Genomic DNA, 11,488 nt, shown 5'->3' on the forward strand with positions numbered 1-11,488 from the left:
TGCGGCTGCAAGCGAAGCTTCAAAACGGCCGGATGATGCCGACGCGCGGGATCAGTGTGATGATCAGGCCGAAGATGTTGGTGTTGCGATCCTCCGCCGGGATCAGCGGAGTCTCCCGCGCCGCCGGCAGCATCTTCACGGCATGCAGGATCAGGAACATGCAGACCGCCCAGTTCGAGATCCAGCGCGAATAGTCGAACACCATGGCGAACATCACGAGGTAGGCGAAGCTGATGCCGATCAGCGCCGCGATGATGAGGCGGCGGTGCATCTCGCTGGCGAGTGCGCCGATCAGGTTTGCGAAGAAACGCCACAACGGCGCGTGCAGCCAGATCAGAGCTGCGAACACCGGCACGCCGAGGATGTTGTGCGGCAGGCGGCCCCAGGTGTCCAAGACCTCCTTCGCCAGCGGCTGGTACCAGATATAGGCGAACTGCAGGAGGTCGGTTCGCGACGGATCGGCCATGCGCGTCTTCAAATAGGCGACGAAATCCGCTTCGGGGATCGGCATCGTTCCCCAAAACTGCGCCGCGAAGAACAGCGCGGAGACGACGGCGAGGGCGACGCTGCCGAAAGCAATGTTGGTGCGATTGCAGCCATGGGTCAGGTAGTGCCTGACCACGACGATGGTGATGATCGTCGGCACATACATCAGGAGATGAATGTGATGGATCAGCACGAGGACGATCGATAACAGCGCGGCCGTGGCGACGAACAGCAGCGAGCGCGCCGGCATCAGCATCAGCACGAGCGCCAGCGCACAGCCGTAGATGTCGAAATGGCCGAGCGTCTGCATGAAGTTCTTCAGGAAGAACGGCGAGCCCGCCATGAAGACGAACAGCGGCAACGTCTTCGCGGTGAAGCCGAAGGTTTTCTGAAAGATCCTCGAGAACAGCCCGAGCGTCACGAGCCATGTCACGCCGCCGAGCGCGAACACCAGCCAGACCGGCACCTTGGCCGTCACCAGCGCGACGATCGCCCCGATCAGTGCGCGCTTGATGAAGCCGAAATGATAGTCGACGAGGAGGTGAATATAGGGGACGTAAGGCGGCAGCTGGATCTTGTGGATGAAGACGCCGACGATGACCGCGGCGTTGATCGCGAGCAGCAGCCGCCAGGGATTTTGCAAGATGCGTACGGTCACGCCGCATCCATAGCGTGACCGCCCCGATTTACAAAATGAACCGGCTCAGATCCGCATTCTTGGCGAGATCCCCGACGTGCTTCTGCACGAAATCGGCGTCCACCCTGACGGTCTCGCCGCTGCGGTCGGGGGCGGTGAAGGAGATCTCGTCCAGCACCCGCTCCATCACGGTCTGCAGCCGCCGCGCGCCGATGTTCTCGACGGTGGAATTGACGGCGACCGCGACGTCGGCGAGCGCGTCGATCGCGCCGTCGGTGATGTCGAGCGTCACGCCCTCGGTCTGCATCAGGGCGACATATTGCTTGATCAGCGAGGCCTCGGGCTCGGTCAGGATGCGGCGCATGTCGTCGCGGGTCAGCGCCTGCAATTCGACGCGGATCGGCAGGCGGCCCTGCAATTCCGGCAGCAGATCGGACGGCTTGGCGACGTGGAAGGCGCCGGAGGCGATGAACAGGATGTGGTCGGTCTTCACGGCGCCGTGCTTGGTCGAGACCGTGGTGCCCTCGATCAGCGGCAGGAGATCGCGCTGCACACCCTCGCGCGAGACGTCGCCGCCGACGCGGCCGTCGCGCGCGCAGATCTTGTCGATCTCGTCCAGGAACACGATGCCGTTGTTCTCGACCGCGCTGATCGCCTCCAGCGTCAGCTGCTCGGTGTCCAGCAGCTTGTCGGATTCCTCGTTGACGAGGATCTCGTGCGAGCTCTCCACCGTGAGCCGCCGCGTCTTGCTGCGGCCGCCGAGCTTGCCAAAGATGTCGCCGAGCGAGATCGCGCCCATCTGCGCGCCCGGCATGCCCGGGATCTCGAACATCGGCATGCCGCCGCTAGAAGACTGCGTCTCGATCTCGATTTCCTTGTCGTTGAGCTCGCCGGCGCGCAGCTTCTTGCGAAAGGATTCGCGCGTCGTGGACGAGGCATTGGCGCCGACCAGCGCGTCGAGCACGCGCTCCTCGGCGGCGAGCTGCGCGCGGGCATGCACGTCCTTGCGCTTCTTCTCGCGGACTTGGGCGATCGCGACCTCGACGAGGTCGCGCACGATCTGCTCGACGTCGCGGCCGACATAGCCGACCTCGGTGAATTTGGTCGCCTCCACCTTCAGGAACGGTGCGTTGGCGAGCCTGGCGAGCCGCCGCGCGATCTCGGTCTTGCCGACGCCGGTCGGGCCGATCATCAGGATGTTCTTCGGCAGCACCTCTTCGCGCAAGGAGCCGGACAGCTGTTGCCGCCGCCAGCGGTTGCGCAGCGCGATCGAGACGGCGCGCTTGGCATCGGCCTGGCCGACGATGAAACGGTCGAGTTCGGAAACGATTTCACGCGGAGAGAAGTCTGTCATGGGACCTTAGCTAGGGTCGTTTGCGAGGTTGGACAAGCCGCTTTTTCGGCCGTCAGATGATCGGCGGGCCGGATTGCCAATGCTTCACGGCCTCGATCGGATGGATCAGCATCAGGATGTTCAGCGTCAGATTGTCGCGAATGTGAAGCGCAAGCATGATCTCGAAGCCGAGACCGAGCAGGACGGTCGCCGTGACGGGCAGCGCACGCGCGGCCAGGAACCCGAGCACCATGGCCAGATTGTCGGAGACCGAGTTGACGATGCTGTCGCCGAAATAATCCAGCGAGATGGTGCCGGCGCGGTAGCGCTCGATGATGAAGGGCGAGTTCTCGACGATCTCCCAGGCGCCTTCGATCAGCATGGCGACGATCAGGCGGGCCGGCCAGGACAAAGTGAGGAACGGCAGGCGCGCGAACAGCAGCCAGGTCAGGCCGTAGAACAGGAAGCCGTGCAGGACGTGCGAGAAGCTGTACCAGTCGGCGATCTGCTGGGAGTTCTCCGAGCTGTTGACCACGCCGTGCCACAGCTTGACAGTGCCGCAGGTGCAGATCGGCACCCGGCCCATGGCGAGCAGGATCGCGGCCTGCAGTGCCAACAGCAATAGCGCGATGCCGACCCAGCCGAGCGGCGGAAAGGCGGTCTTTGCGGCGGGGGTCGCGGTGAGCGTCATGAGTCTCGGATCATCAGGAGTGCGGGACCGTCGGGCGTGACGATAACATGCTGCGGCACAAATCCGGCTTTCTCATAGGCACGAATGGCGCGGGCATTGGCCGGAGCAGGATCGATCACGATGCGCGGCACGCCGCGCGCGAACAGCTCGTCGATGAAGGCGCGGATGAAAGCAGAGCCGTGGCCGCATCCGAGCATGTCGGCCTCGCCGATGAACTGATCGAGGCCGCGTGTGCCCACCGGCTGCGGACCGAAGCTGAGGTGCCAATCGCCGATCTGGTAGCACTGCAGATAGGCGAAGGGCATCTCGTCATGGCTGACGATGAACTGCGCCAGATCCGGATGATCGAGATCGCCGCCGACGAATTCGAGCGTCTCCGGATCGTGCCACCATTCGGCGACATGGGGGGCATCGAGCCAGCGCCGGATCAGCGGCATGTCGCCCGGTGTCATCGGGCGGAAGGTGTAGGTGGGGGTCATCTAGCAGCCACGGCGGTGCTGCGCCCCTCTCCCGCTTGCGGGTGAGGTTGCACCGAGCGTGCGGGTAGGTATTCGGACAAATGATGCTCCGCCCTACCCGGTCGCCAGGCTCTCGATGGTCAGACTGCGGTTGGTGTAGACGCAGATGTCGGCGGCGATGTCCATGGCGCGGCGGACGATGGTCTCGGCGTCCTTGTCGGTGTCGAGCAGGGCCCGTGCCGCCGCCAGCGCGTAATTGCCGCCGGAGCCGATCGCCATCACGCCGGCCTCGGGCTCCAGCACGTCGCCGGTGCCGGTCAGGACCAGGGAGACGTCCTTGTCGGCCACGATCATCATGGCCTCCAGCCGCCGCAAATAGCGGTCGGTGCGCCAGTCCTTGGCCAGCTCCACCGCGGCCCGGGTCAGCTGCCCCGGATATTGCTCGAGCTTGGCCTCCAGCCGCTCGAACAGGGTGAAGGCGTCGGCGGTGGCGCCGGCAAAGCCGCCGATCACGTCGCCCTTGCCGAGCTTGCGGACCTTCTTGGCGTTGGACTTGATCACGGTCTGGCCGATCGAAACCTGGCCGTCGCCGCCGACCACCACCCTGCCGCCCTTGCGGACCGTCAAGATCGTGGTGCCGTGCCAGCCCGGCGAGCTGTTCTGGGAGTCCTGCATGAATGATCCTCGTTGTCCGGCCTGATTTAGGCGGTTGGGGGCAAGGGGACAACCTGGGCCCAACCGGCCGTTCCGGGCCGAATTTCGCTCACCATAGGCAGAAGTGGAGGCCCGGCCGGCCGTTCCCGCAGTAGCGAAGGCGTCATTTGGCTGTTAAGAGACTGGCGTTTTCGGCCCCGAGCATGATCCCGGAAGAGCGGGTACCGGTTTTCCGGGAAGGATCAGGCTCAAAGAGAAGCGAAAGCCTTCAATGCGCACCGCGACGATCAAGCGCAAGACCAAGGAAACCGAGATCGAGGTCTCCGTGAACCTCGACGGCACCGGCGTGGCCAATATCGCGACCGGCATCGGCTTTTTCGACCATATGCTCGATCTCCTCGCCCGCCATTCCCGCATCGACCTCACGGTCAAGGCGGTGGGCGATCTGCACATTGATTATCACCATACCACCGAAGACACCGGCATCGCGCTTGGCCAGGCGGTCAGGCAGGCGCTCGGCAACATGGCGGGCATCACCCGCTATGCCGGCGTGCACATGCCCATGGACGAGACGCTGTCGCGCGTGGTCATCGACATCTCGGGCCGCCCGTTCCTGGTGTTCAAGGCCGACTTCCCCCGCGACAAGATCGGCGAGTTCGACACCGAGCTGGTGCGCGAATGGTTCCAGGCCTTTGCCATCAACGCCGGCGTGACTCTGCACGTCGAGACCCTATATGGCGATAACAGCCACCATATCGCCGAGTCCTGCTTCAAGGGTCTGGCGCGGGCGCTGCGCACCGCGGTCGCGATTGATCCGAAGGCGGCGGGCGAAATCCCGTCCACCAAGGGCTCGCTCGGCGGCTGACGTCTCTCCCGGCGGCATGTGCCGCTCGCGGTATCTCTGATTTCCTAGGAACGAGGCATCACCATGCCTGTCTACACAGTTCATGCGCCCTCTCCTGCCGGAGCCGATCTGCGCGCGACCGACAAGTTCGTGTTCGTGCGCGACGGTTTCCATTTCTGGGCGATGATCTTCGGCCCGTTCTGGCTGCTGTGGAATCGGCTGTGGCTGGCGCTAATCGGCTATCTGATCTTCATCGCTGCGTTCAATGCGGGGCTGTCGAGCCTCGGTATCGGACGCTCGTCGATCTTCTTCGCCGATCTCATCGTCGCGCTGCTGATGGGCCTGGAGGCCTCGAGCCTGCGGCGCTGGACGCTGTCGCGCGGAAAATGGCGCCAGCTCGACGTGGTGGTCGCCGACGACGAGGACACCGCCGAGCGCCGCTTCTTCGAGCGCTGGAGCCAGAAGCAGCACGGCATCGTCAACGATCAATGGGCCGTCGATCGCGGCGGCCCGCCGCCGACCCGCAGCGTGCCGGGCCAGCAATTCTCGAACCCGCCACCGATTCCGGCCGGCGGCATCATCGGGTTGTTTCCAGAACCGGGAGGGTCAAGATGAGCGTCGCCATCATCGATTACGGTTCCGGCAATCTGCATTCCGCCGCAAAGGCTTTCGAGCGCGCCGCGCGCAGCCTGGACAACCCGCAAAAAGTCTTTGTTACCAGCGATCCGGACCAGGCTTACGAGGCCGACCGCCTGGTGCTGCCGGGCGTCGGCGCGTTCGCCGATTGCCGGCGCGGGCTCGATGCCGTCAACGGCATGGTCGAGGCGATCACGGAAGCGGTGCGCGTCAAGGCGCGGCCGTTCTTCGGCATCTGCGTCGGCATGCAGCTGATGGCGAGCCGCGGCAAGGAGCATGTCATCACCGAGGGCCTGAACTGGATCGGCGGCGACGTCGAGAAGATCACGCCGCGCGACGAGAGCCTGAAGATCCCGCACATGGGCTGGAACACGCTCGACCTGCTGCAGGAGCATCCGGTGCTGAACAAGCTGCCGCTCGGCCCGAAGGGCCAGCACGCTTATTTCGTGCACTCCTATCATCTCAATGCGGCCAGCGAGGCGGACGTGCTCGCGCGCGCCGATTACGGCGGCCCCGTCACCGCGATCGTGGGCAGGGACACCGCCATCGGTACGCAATTTCACCCCGAGAAGAGCCAGCGCTTCGGCCTCGCCCTGATTTCGAACTTCTTGCGATGGAAACCGTGATTCTCTTTCCCGCGATCGACCTCAAGAACGGCCAGTGCGTGCGCCTCGAGCAAGGCGACATGGCGCGCGCGACCGTGTTCAACCTCAATCCGGCGGCGCAGGCGCAGAGCTTCGTCGAGCAGGGATTTGAGTATCTCCACGTCGTCGACCTCGACGGCGCCTTTGCCGGCAAGCCGGTGAATGCAGAGGCCGTCGAGGCGATGCTGAAGACGATCAAGATCCCGGTGCAGCTCGGCGGCGGCATTCGCGATCTCAAGACCGTCGAAGCCTGGCTCGACAAGGGCATCACCCGCGTCATCATCGGCACGGCGGCGGTGCGTGATCCCGAGCTGGTGAAATCCGCCGCGAAGACATTCCCCGGCCGCGTCGCGGTCGGGCTCGACGCCCGCGACGGCAAGGTCGCGGTCGAAGGCTGGGCCGAGACCTCGCAGGTGACGGTGCTTGAGATCGCACAGCGGTTCGAAGATGCCGGCGTCGCCGCCATTATCTTTACCGACATCGCGCGTGACGGCCTGCTCAAGGGCCTGAACCTGGACGCGACCATCGCGCTCGCGGACGCCATCTCGATTCCCGTCATCGCCTCGGGTGGCCTCGCCTCGATCGAGGACGTCAAGGCGATGCTGACGCCACGCGCGAAAAAGCTCGCCGGCGCGATCGCCGGCCGCGCGCTCTATGACGGCCGGCTCGATCCCGCCGCCGCCCTCACCTTGATCCGCGACGCGCGCAGGAGCTGACACATGTTCAAGGTGCGCGTGATCCCCTGCCTCGACGTCAAGGACGGCCGCGTCGTCAAGGGCGTCAACTTCGTCGATCTCAGGGATGCCGGCGACCCCGTCGAGGCCGCGATCGCCTATGACGCGGCCGGCGCCGACGAGCTCACCTTCCTCGACATCACCGCGACCCACGAGAACCGCGGCATCATGCTGGACGTGGTCCGGCGCACCGCGGAAGCCTGCTTCATGCCCGTCACCGTCGGCGGCGGCGTGCGCGAGGTCAACGACATCAAGACGCTGCTGCGCGCCGGTGCCGACAAGGTCTCGATCAACAGCGCCGCGGTCTCCCGGCGCGAGTTCGTCAAGGAAGCGGCCGAGAAATTCGGCGAACAATGCGTCGTGGTTGCGATCGACGCCAAGCGGGTGAAGCGTCCGGGCGGCGACCGCTGGGAGATCTTTACCCATGGCGGCCGCAACTCGACCGGCATCGATGCGATCGAATATGCCCAGGAGGTGGTCGCGCTCGGCGCCGGTGAAATCCTGCTCACCTCGATGGACCGCGATGGCACCAGGCAGGGATTCGACATCCCCCTGACCCGGGCGATCGCCGACAGCGTGCCCGTTCCGGTGATCGCCTCGGGCGGCGTCGGCAATCTCGACCATCTCGTCGATGGTATCCGCGACGGACACGCCACGGCTGTGCTGGCGGCCTCGATCTTCCATTTCGGGGAATTCACCATCCGCGAAGCCAAGGAGCACATGGCCCGCCGCGGGCTGCCGATGCGCCTCGATGCCTGACGACTCCCGCCTGCAAAAATGCTACACAAGTCAGAGGGCGACGGTCTCCTTGGCTCCATGTGTTTTTGAGTAATCCGATGCCGCGTTTCACGATCCACGATCTGGCCGAGACCATCGACATCCGCGCGGCGAACGGCGGCGAGGCGTCCTATACCCGCAAGCTGCTCGACAAGGGCGCCGAGCATTGCGCCAAGAAGTTCGGCGAAGAGGCAGTCGAAACCGTAATCGCAGCAGTCGAAAACGACCGCGCGCATCTGGTCGCTGAAAGTGCCGACCTGCTCTATCATTTCCTTGTGCTGCTGAAGGCGCGCGGCATAAAGCTGGAAGAGGTCGAGGCGGTGCTGGCTAAGCGCACTTCGATGTCAGGGTTGGAAGAAAAGGCTTCGCGCAAGAGCGATTGATCGAAGCAACGGAAAGGCGGCGTCATGGATATCCGCGCACCCGAGCAGCAGTATAATCCCTACCGGGTCTATACGCGCGAAGAATGGGCACGCCTGCGCGACGACACGCCGATGACGCTGGAGCCCGGCGAGTTCGACCGGCTGCGCTCGCTGCACGATCGCCTGGACTTGCAGGAGGTCGAGGACATTTACCTGCCGCTGTCGCGCCTGCTCTCGATCTATGTCGATGCGATGCAGCGCCTGTATTATGCCGAGCGCCAGTTCCTCAACATCCGCGACCGCAAGGTTCCCTACATCATCGGCGTCGCCGGATCGGTCGCGGTCGGGAAGTCCACCACGGCCCGCGTGCTCCAGGCCCTGCTGGCGCGCTGGTCGCCGCGCCCGAAGGTCGAGCTGATCACCACCGACGGGTTTCTCTATCCCAATGCCGTGCTCGATCGGCAGGGCATCATGCAGAAGAAGGGTTTCCCTGAGAGCTACGACCTGCCGCTGCTGCTGAGCTTCCTCTCCGATATCAAGTCCGGCCGCCGCCATGTGCGTGCGCCGGTCTATTCGCATTTGACCTACGACATCGTGCCGAACCAGTGGGCCGAGGTCGATCAGCCCGACATCCTGATCGTCGAGGGCGTCAACGTGCTGCAGACCGGCAAGCTGCCGCGCGACGGCAAGGCGGTGCCTGTGGTCTCCGACTTCTTCGACTTCTCGGTCTATATCGACGCCGACGAGGCGGCGCTGCGGCAATGGTACATCAAGCGCTTCCTGGCGCTGCGCGACACCGCGTTCACCAACCCGAAATCCTACTTCAACCGCTACGCGCTGCTGTCGGACGAGGAAGCCACCGCCACCGCCATCGCGATCTGGGAGCGCACCAACCTCGCCAATCTCGAGGACAACATCCTGCCGACCCGCCCCCGCGCGACGCTGATCCTGAAGAAGGGCGCCGACCACACGGTGGAGAGCGTGGCGTTGCGGCGGCTGTAATTGCGCCGGTTGACGAGATCCTGGATCGTTCGGGCAGAGTGTCTTTTGTTGCAGACCGGCAAAAGGTATTCAACTATGAGCGTACCAAACGCGAGGGCGCCATGGTTGATCGTCTCAGAAGTGCTGCCGAGCTGCTCGAAGCGCCGAGCTGCCCGGACTGCCACATCGAGATGAAATGGTTCCGTTCAGAACTGCTCGCGGACGAGCCGGTTCCGATCATCGCGCATCTCTTCGTCTGCCCGCATTGCAAGCGCTCCGCCCAGGCGGATACGGTCTTCAAGGCAAGCCCGGTGAAGCCGGACAAGCTCTCCGCGCCGCGGTTCGTTGCTTACGCCGCGTGACAGTTCATTCCCGGACCTTCAGGCGTTCTTTCGAGCCGACGTAGATGTTCCACGCCGTCAGGAACATGGCGGCGACGAGCGGGCCGATGACGAAACCGTTGGCTCCGAAGGTCGCAAGGCCGCCCAGCGTCGCCAGCAGCACGACATAGCTCGGCATCCGGATCGACTGGCCGACCAGGACCGGGCGCAGGAAGTTGTCGGCGAGGCCGATGACGAAGGTCCCGAAAGCGAGCAAGATGATTCCCTTGGTCACGGCGCCCGTCAGCAGCAAATAGAGGCCGGCCGGAACCCAGACCAGCGCGGAACCGAGCACGGGCAGAAGCGACAGCAGCGCCATGATGGCGCCGGCCAGCAGCGGTGCAGTCAGGCCGAGCAGCCAGAAGATCAGCCCGCCAAGCGCGCCCTGGATCAGCGCAACCAAGATGATCCCCTTGATCGTCCCGCGAACCGCCAGGATGAACGCGTCCAGGATCTCGGCGGTTTGGCCCGCCCGCAGCGGCAGCGCGCCGCGGATGCGCTGGCTCAGCTCGTCGCCGTCGCGCAGGAAGAAGAACAGCAGATACAGCATCACCAGCAGGCTCGCGACGAACTCCAGCGTCAGCTGGCCGATGTTGATCGCATGCCCGGCCAGCTGCTGGCCGGCCGGGACCACCAGGCCGGACAGGCGTTCTTTCAGCGCCGAGAGATCAATGCCGGCCAGGCGATCCGAGATGGACGCGGCCCAGTCCGGCAGCGCGGCTTTCAGTTGCTGCAGGGGATGAGCCAGATCGATCTCGCCGGCCTGAATGCGCTGATATAGCTCGCCGCCCTGGTCGACGAGCGAAGCGATCACGATCCCGACCGGGATCAGGACCAGGACGACCACCACGATGACGGTGGAAAGCGCGGCAAGGTTGCGCCATTCCGGAAGCCCTTCCAGGAAGCGGCGATAGACCGGTGCGAAGATGATCGCCAGCAGCGTGGCCCACAGCAAGGCGCCGGAGAACGGCCAAAGCAGCCATCCGAACGCGAGGGTGATGACGCCGAGCCAGACGAGGAATGAGCGGTCTTCCGATGTTCTCACGTGTCGCCGGCCTCCAGTCGCACCTTGCGGCACGTTGGTAGCACAGGATCGTGACGGAGCGGCAAGTCCCGCCCCGCCGCCGTCGCGCCGGCGGCGGATTGGGTACTGTCCGTCACTTACCGGGCTTCGCAGTCCAATCCGCGATCTTGATGCGTCCCGCGAACGTGGCGGGCCCGGAGCCGTTGGTCTTGTAGACGAAGGCCTCGCCTTCCTCGACGTTGCCGGCCTCCTTGCCAAAGGCATCGGCGATGTTGGTCTTGTGAGTGACCAGAAACGTGTTGGTGCCCGCCTTCGGCGGCGCATCGACCAGCTGACGCACGGCCTGGCCGGCCTTTGCATTGGCGCCGGTCGGGTTTGCCATTCCCGACGCGCTGGCATTGCTGCTGTCCGTCAACGCATCGACCGGCTTGACCTCGCGGCCGGAGATCAGCTTGCCGGCCTCGACCGCGCGGTTCAGCCGGCTGGTGTAGACCTCGCCGATCGGGATCGCGAGTTCCTTGACCGACGCCCCGATCTGGCGCGCCATGTCCCTGCCCTTGTCGCTGAGCTGACGCTGGGCGCTCATATCGTCGAACTTGAACGGGTAGATATCCTTTTGGCTGTCGTCGGTGGCGGTGTGCCGAAAGATCAGCACGAAGCCGCCTTGCTTGAGCGAGGCGATGAGTTCCGGCGTATCGGCCGCGGCGTGTCGGGAAAAACCGGCGAGAACAACAATCAATGCGAGGCGGCAAAGCACGTTCATGCGCAAAATCCTCTATTGCAAAAATAGCCCCCGAGGATGGTGACGCGCAACGCGGTCGATTTCAATTGCCTATTGCCGGCTAGG

At 64.5% G+C, this 11,488-nt stretch carries 15 protein-coding genes; 8 read left to right on the forward strand and 7 right to left on the reverse strand.

Translation table 11 applies throughout. The features are described 5' to 3' along the window. Window positions 1-19: 19 nt before the first annotated feature. The 5 genes from K410_RS0102920 to hslV all read right to left on the reverse strand — a co-directional run bounded on the left by K410_RS0102920 (window position 20) and on the right by hslV (window position 4,280). The gene (locus tag K410_RS0102920; RefSeq protein WP_028133452.1) at window positions 20-1,144 is read right to left on the reverse strand and encodes a hypothetical protein; all 1,125 of its coding nucleotides are present in this window, start codon (window positions 1,142-1,144) and stop codon (window positions 20-22) included. 28 nt (window positions 1,145-1,172) lie between these two features. Next, a complete protein-coding gene (gene hslU, locus K410_RS0102925) occupies window positions 1,173-2,477 on the reverse strand; it encodes an ATP-dependent protease ATPase subunit HslU (RefSeq protein ID WP_028133453.1) in 1,305 nt (434 codons plus the stop codon). 52 nt (window positions 2,478-2,529) lie between these two features. Further along, window positions 2,530-3,147 (reverse strand): DUF2585 domain-containing protein, encoded by a 618-nt coding sequence (locus K410_RS0102930; protein WP_028133454.1) that lies wholly within the window; start codon window positions 3,145-3,147, stop codon window positions 2,530-2,532. Beyond that, window positions 3,144-3,626 carry a GNAT family N-acetyltransferase gene (locus K410_RS0102935; RefSeq protein ID WP_028133455.1) on the reverse strand — a complete coding sequence of 161 codons (483 nt, stop codon included), beginning with the start codon at window positions 3,624-3,626 and terminating at the stop codon, window positions 3,144-3,146. Before K410_RS0102935 ends, K410_RS0102930 begins: the two co-directional genes overlap by 4 nt. A 93-nt stretch (window positions 3,627-3,719) precedes the next feature. Continuing rightward, entirely contained in the window at window positions 3,720-4,280 is a 561-nt protein-coding gene (hslV, locus tag K410_RS0102940; protein ID WP_028133456.1) for an ATP-dependent protease subunit HslV, read from the reverse strand. A gap of 250 nt (window positions 4,281-4,530) precedes the next feature. Here hslV and hisB point away from each other — a divergent pair, with 250 nt between their 5' ends. The 8 genes from hisB (at window position 4,531) to K410_RS0102980 (ending at window position 9,599) form a co-directional block, all read left to right on the forward strand. Next, entirely contained in the window at window positions 4,531-5,124 is a 594-nt protein-coding gene (gene hisB, locus K410_RS0102945) for an imidazoleglycerol-phosphate dehydratase HisB (protein WP_028133457.1), read from the forward strand. A gap of 63 nt (window positions 5,125-5,187) precedes the next feature. Beyond that, window positions 5,188-5,718: a DUF2628 domain-containing protein gene (locus K410_RS0102950; RefSeq protein ID WP_028133458.1), complete on the forward strand. Its 531-nt coding sequence runs from the start codon at window positions 5,188-5,190 to the stop codon at window positions 5,716-5,718. Then, on the forward strand, window positions 5,715-6,365 hold the full coding sequence (gene hisH, locus K410_RS0102955; protein ID WP_028133459.1) for an imidazole glycerol phosphate synthase subunit HisH: 651 nt from the start codon (window positions 5,715-5,717) through the stop codon (window positions 6,363-6,365). Before K410_RS0102950 ends, hisH begins: the two co-directional genes overlap by 4 nt. Continuing rightward, a complete protein-coding gene (gene hisA / locus K410_RS0102960; protein ID WP_196235983.1) occupies window positions 6,353-7,099 on the forward strand; it encodes a 1-(5-phosphoribosyl)-5-[(5-phosphoribosylamino)methylideneamino]imidazole-4-carboxamide isomerase in 747 nt (248 codons plus the stop codon). The genes hisH and hisA overlap by 13 nt, the downstream gene beginning before the upstream one ends. A 3-nt stretch (window positions 7,100-7,102) precedes the next feature. Further along, window positions 7,103-7,876 (forward strand): imidazole glycerol phosphate synthase subunit HisF, encoded by a 774-nt coding sequence (gene hisF, locus K410_RS0102965; RefSeq protein ID WP_028133461.1) that lies wholly within the window; start codon window positions 7,103-7,105, stop codon window positions 7,874-7,876. A 77-nt stretch (window positions 7,877-7,953) separates the two neighbouring features. Further along, window positions 7,954-8,277, forward strand: coding sequence for a phosphoribosyl-ATP diphosphatase (locus K410_RS0102970; RefSeq protein WP_028133462.1), 324 nt, complete (start codon window positions 7,954-7,956; stop codon window positions 8,275-8,277). A gap of 24 nt (window positions 8,278-8,301) precedes the next feature. Further along, complete coding sequence (gene coaA / locus K410_RS0102975; RefSeq protein ID WP_028133463.1) at window positions 8,302-9,258, forward strand: type I pantothenate kinase; 957 nt, start codon at window positions 8,302-8,304, stop codon at window positions 9,256-9,258. A 101-nt stretch (window positions 9,259-9,359) separates the two neighbouring features. Further along, on the forward strand, window positions 9,360-9,599 hold the full coding sequence (locus K410_RS0102980; RefSeq protein WP_028133464.1) for a hypothetical protein: 240 nt from the start codon (window positions 9,360-9,362) through the stop codon (window positions 9,597-9,599). A gap of 4 nt (window positions 9,600-9,603) precedes the next feature. Here K410_RS0102980 and K410_RS0102985 read toward each other — a convergent pair whose 3' ends face one another. Next, window positions 9,604-10,662 carry an AI-2E family transporter gene (locus K410_RS0102985; RefSeq protein ID WP_028133465.1) on the reverse strand — a complete coding sequence of 353 codons (1,059 nt, stop codon included), beginning with the start codon at window positions 10,660-10,662 and terminating at the stop codon, window positions 9,604-9,606. A 112-nt stretch (window positions 10,663-10,774) separates the two neighbouring features. After that, window positions 10,775-11,404: a histidine phosphatase family protein gene (locus K410_RS0102990; RefSeq protein ID WP_028133466.1), complete on the reverse strand. Its 630-nt coding sequence runs from the start codon at window positions 11,402-11,404 to the stop codon at window positions 10,775-10,777. Window positions 11,405-11,488: the final 84 nt, after the last annotated feature.

The sequence above is a fragment of the Bradyrhizobium sp. 22 genome, from assembly GCF_000482425.1.
Taxonomy (GTDB): domain Bacteria; phylum Pseudomonadota; class Alphaproteobacteria; order Rhizobiales; family Xanthobacteraceae; genus Bradyrhizobium; species Bradyrhizobium japonicum_B.

What these genes read in the sequence shown, in the direction of transcription:
- hslU (WP_028133453.1), bottom strand. Translation starts at nt 2,477, where the DNA reads ATGACAGACTTCTCTCCGCGTGAAATCGTTTCCGAACTCGACCGTTTC.
- K410_RS0102930 (WP_028133454.1), bottom strand. Translation starts at nt 3,147, where the DNA reads ATGACGCTCACCGCGACCCCCGCCGCAAAGACCGCCTTTCCGCCGCTC.
- K410_RS0102935 (WP_028133455.1), bottom strand. Translation starts at nt 3,626, where the DNA reads ATGACCCCCACCTACACCTTCCGCCCGATGACACCGGGCGACATGCCG.
- hslV (WP_028133456.1), bottom strand. Translation starts at nt 4,280, where the DNA reads ATGCAGGACTCCCAGAACAGCTCGCCGGGCTGGCACGGCACCACGATC.
- hisB (WP_028133457.1), top strand. Translation starts at nt 4,531, where the DNA reads ATGCGCACCGCGACGATCAAGCGCAAGACCAAGGAAACCGAGATCGAG.
- K410_RS0102950 (WP_028133458.1), top strand. Translation starts at nt 5,188, where the DNA reads ATGCCTGTCTACACAGTTCATGCGCCCTCTCCTGCCGGAGCCGATCTG.
- hisH (WP_028133459.1), top strand. Translation starts at nt 5,715, where the DNA reads ATGAGCGTCGCCATCATCGATTACGGTTCCGGCAATCTGCATTCCGCC.
- hisA (WP_196235983.1), top strand. Translation starts at nt 6,353, where the DNA reads ATGGAAACCGTGATTCTCTTTCCCGCGATCGACCTCAAGAACGGCCAG.
- hisF (WP_028133461.1), top strand. Translation starts at nt 7,103, where the DNA reads ATGTTCAAGGTGCGCGTGATCCCCTGCCTCGACGTCAAGGACGGCCGC.
- K410_RS0102970 (WP_028133462.1), top strand. Translation starts at nt 7,954, where the DNA reads ATGCCGCGTTTCACGATCCACGATCTGGCCGAGACCATCGACATCCGC.
- coaA (WP_028133463.1), top strand. Translation starts at nt 8,302, where the DNA reads ATGGATATCCGCGCACCCGAGCAGCAGTATAATCCCTACCGGGTCTAT.
- K410_RS0102980 (WP_028133464.1), top strand. Translation starts at nt 9,360, where the DNA reads ATGGTTGATCGTCTCAGAAGTGCTGCCGAGCTGCTCGAAGCGCCGAGC.
- K410_RS0102990 (WP_028133466.1), bottom strand. Translation starts at nt 11,404, where the DNA reads ATGAACGTGCTTTGCCGCCTCGCATTGATTGTTGTTCTCGCCGGTTTT.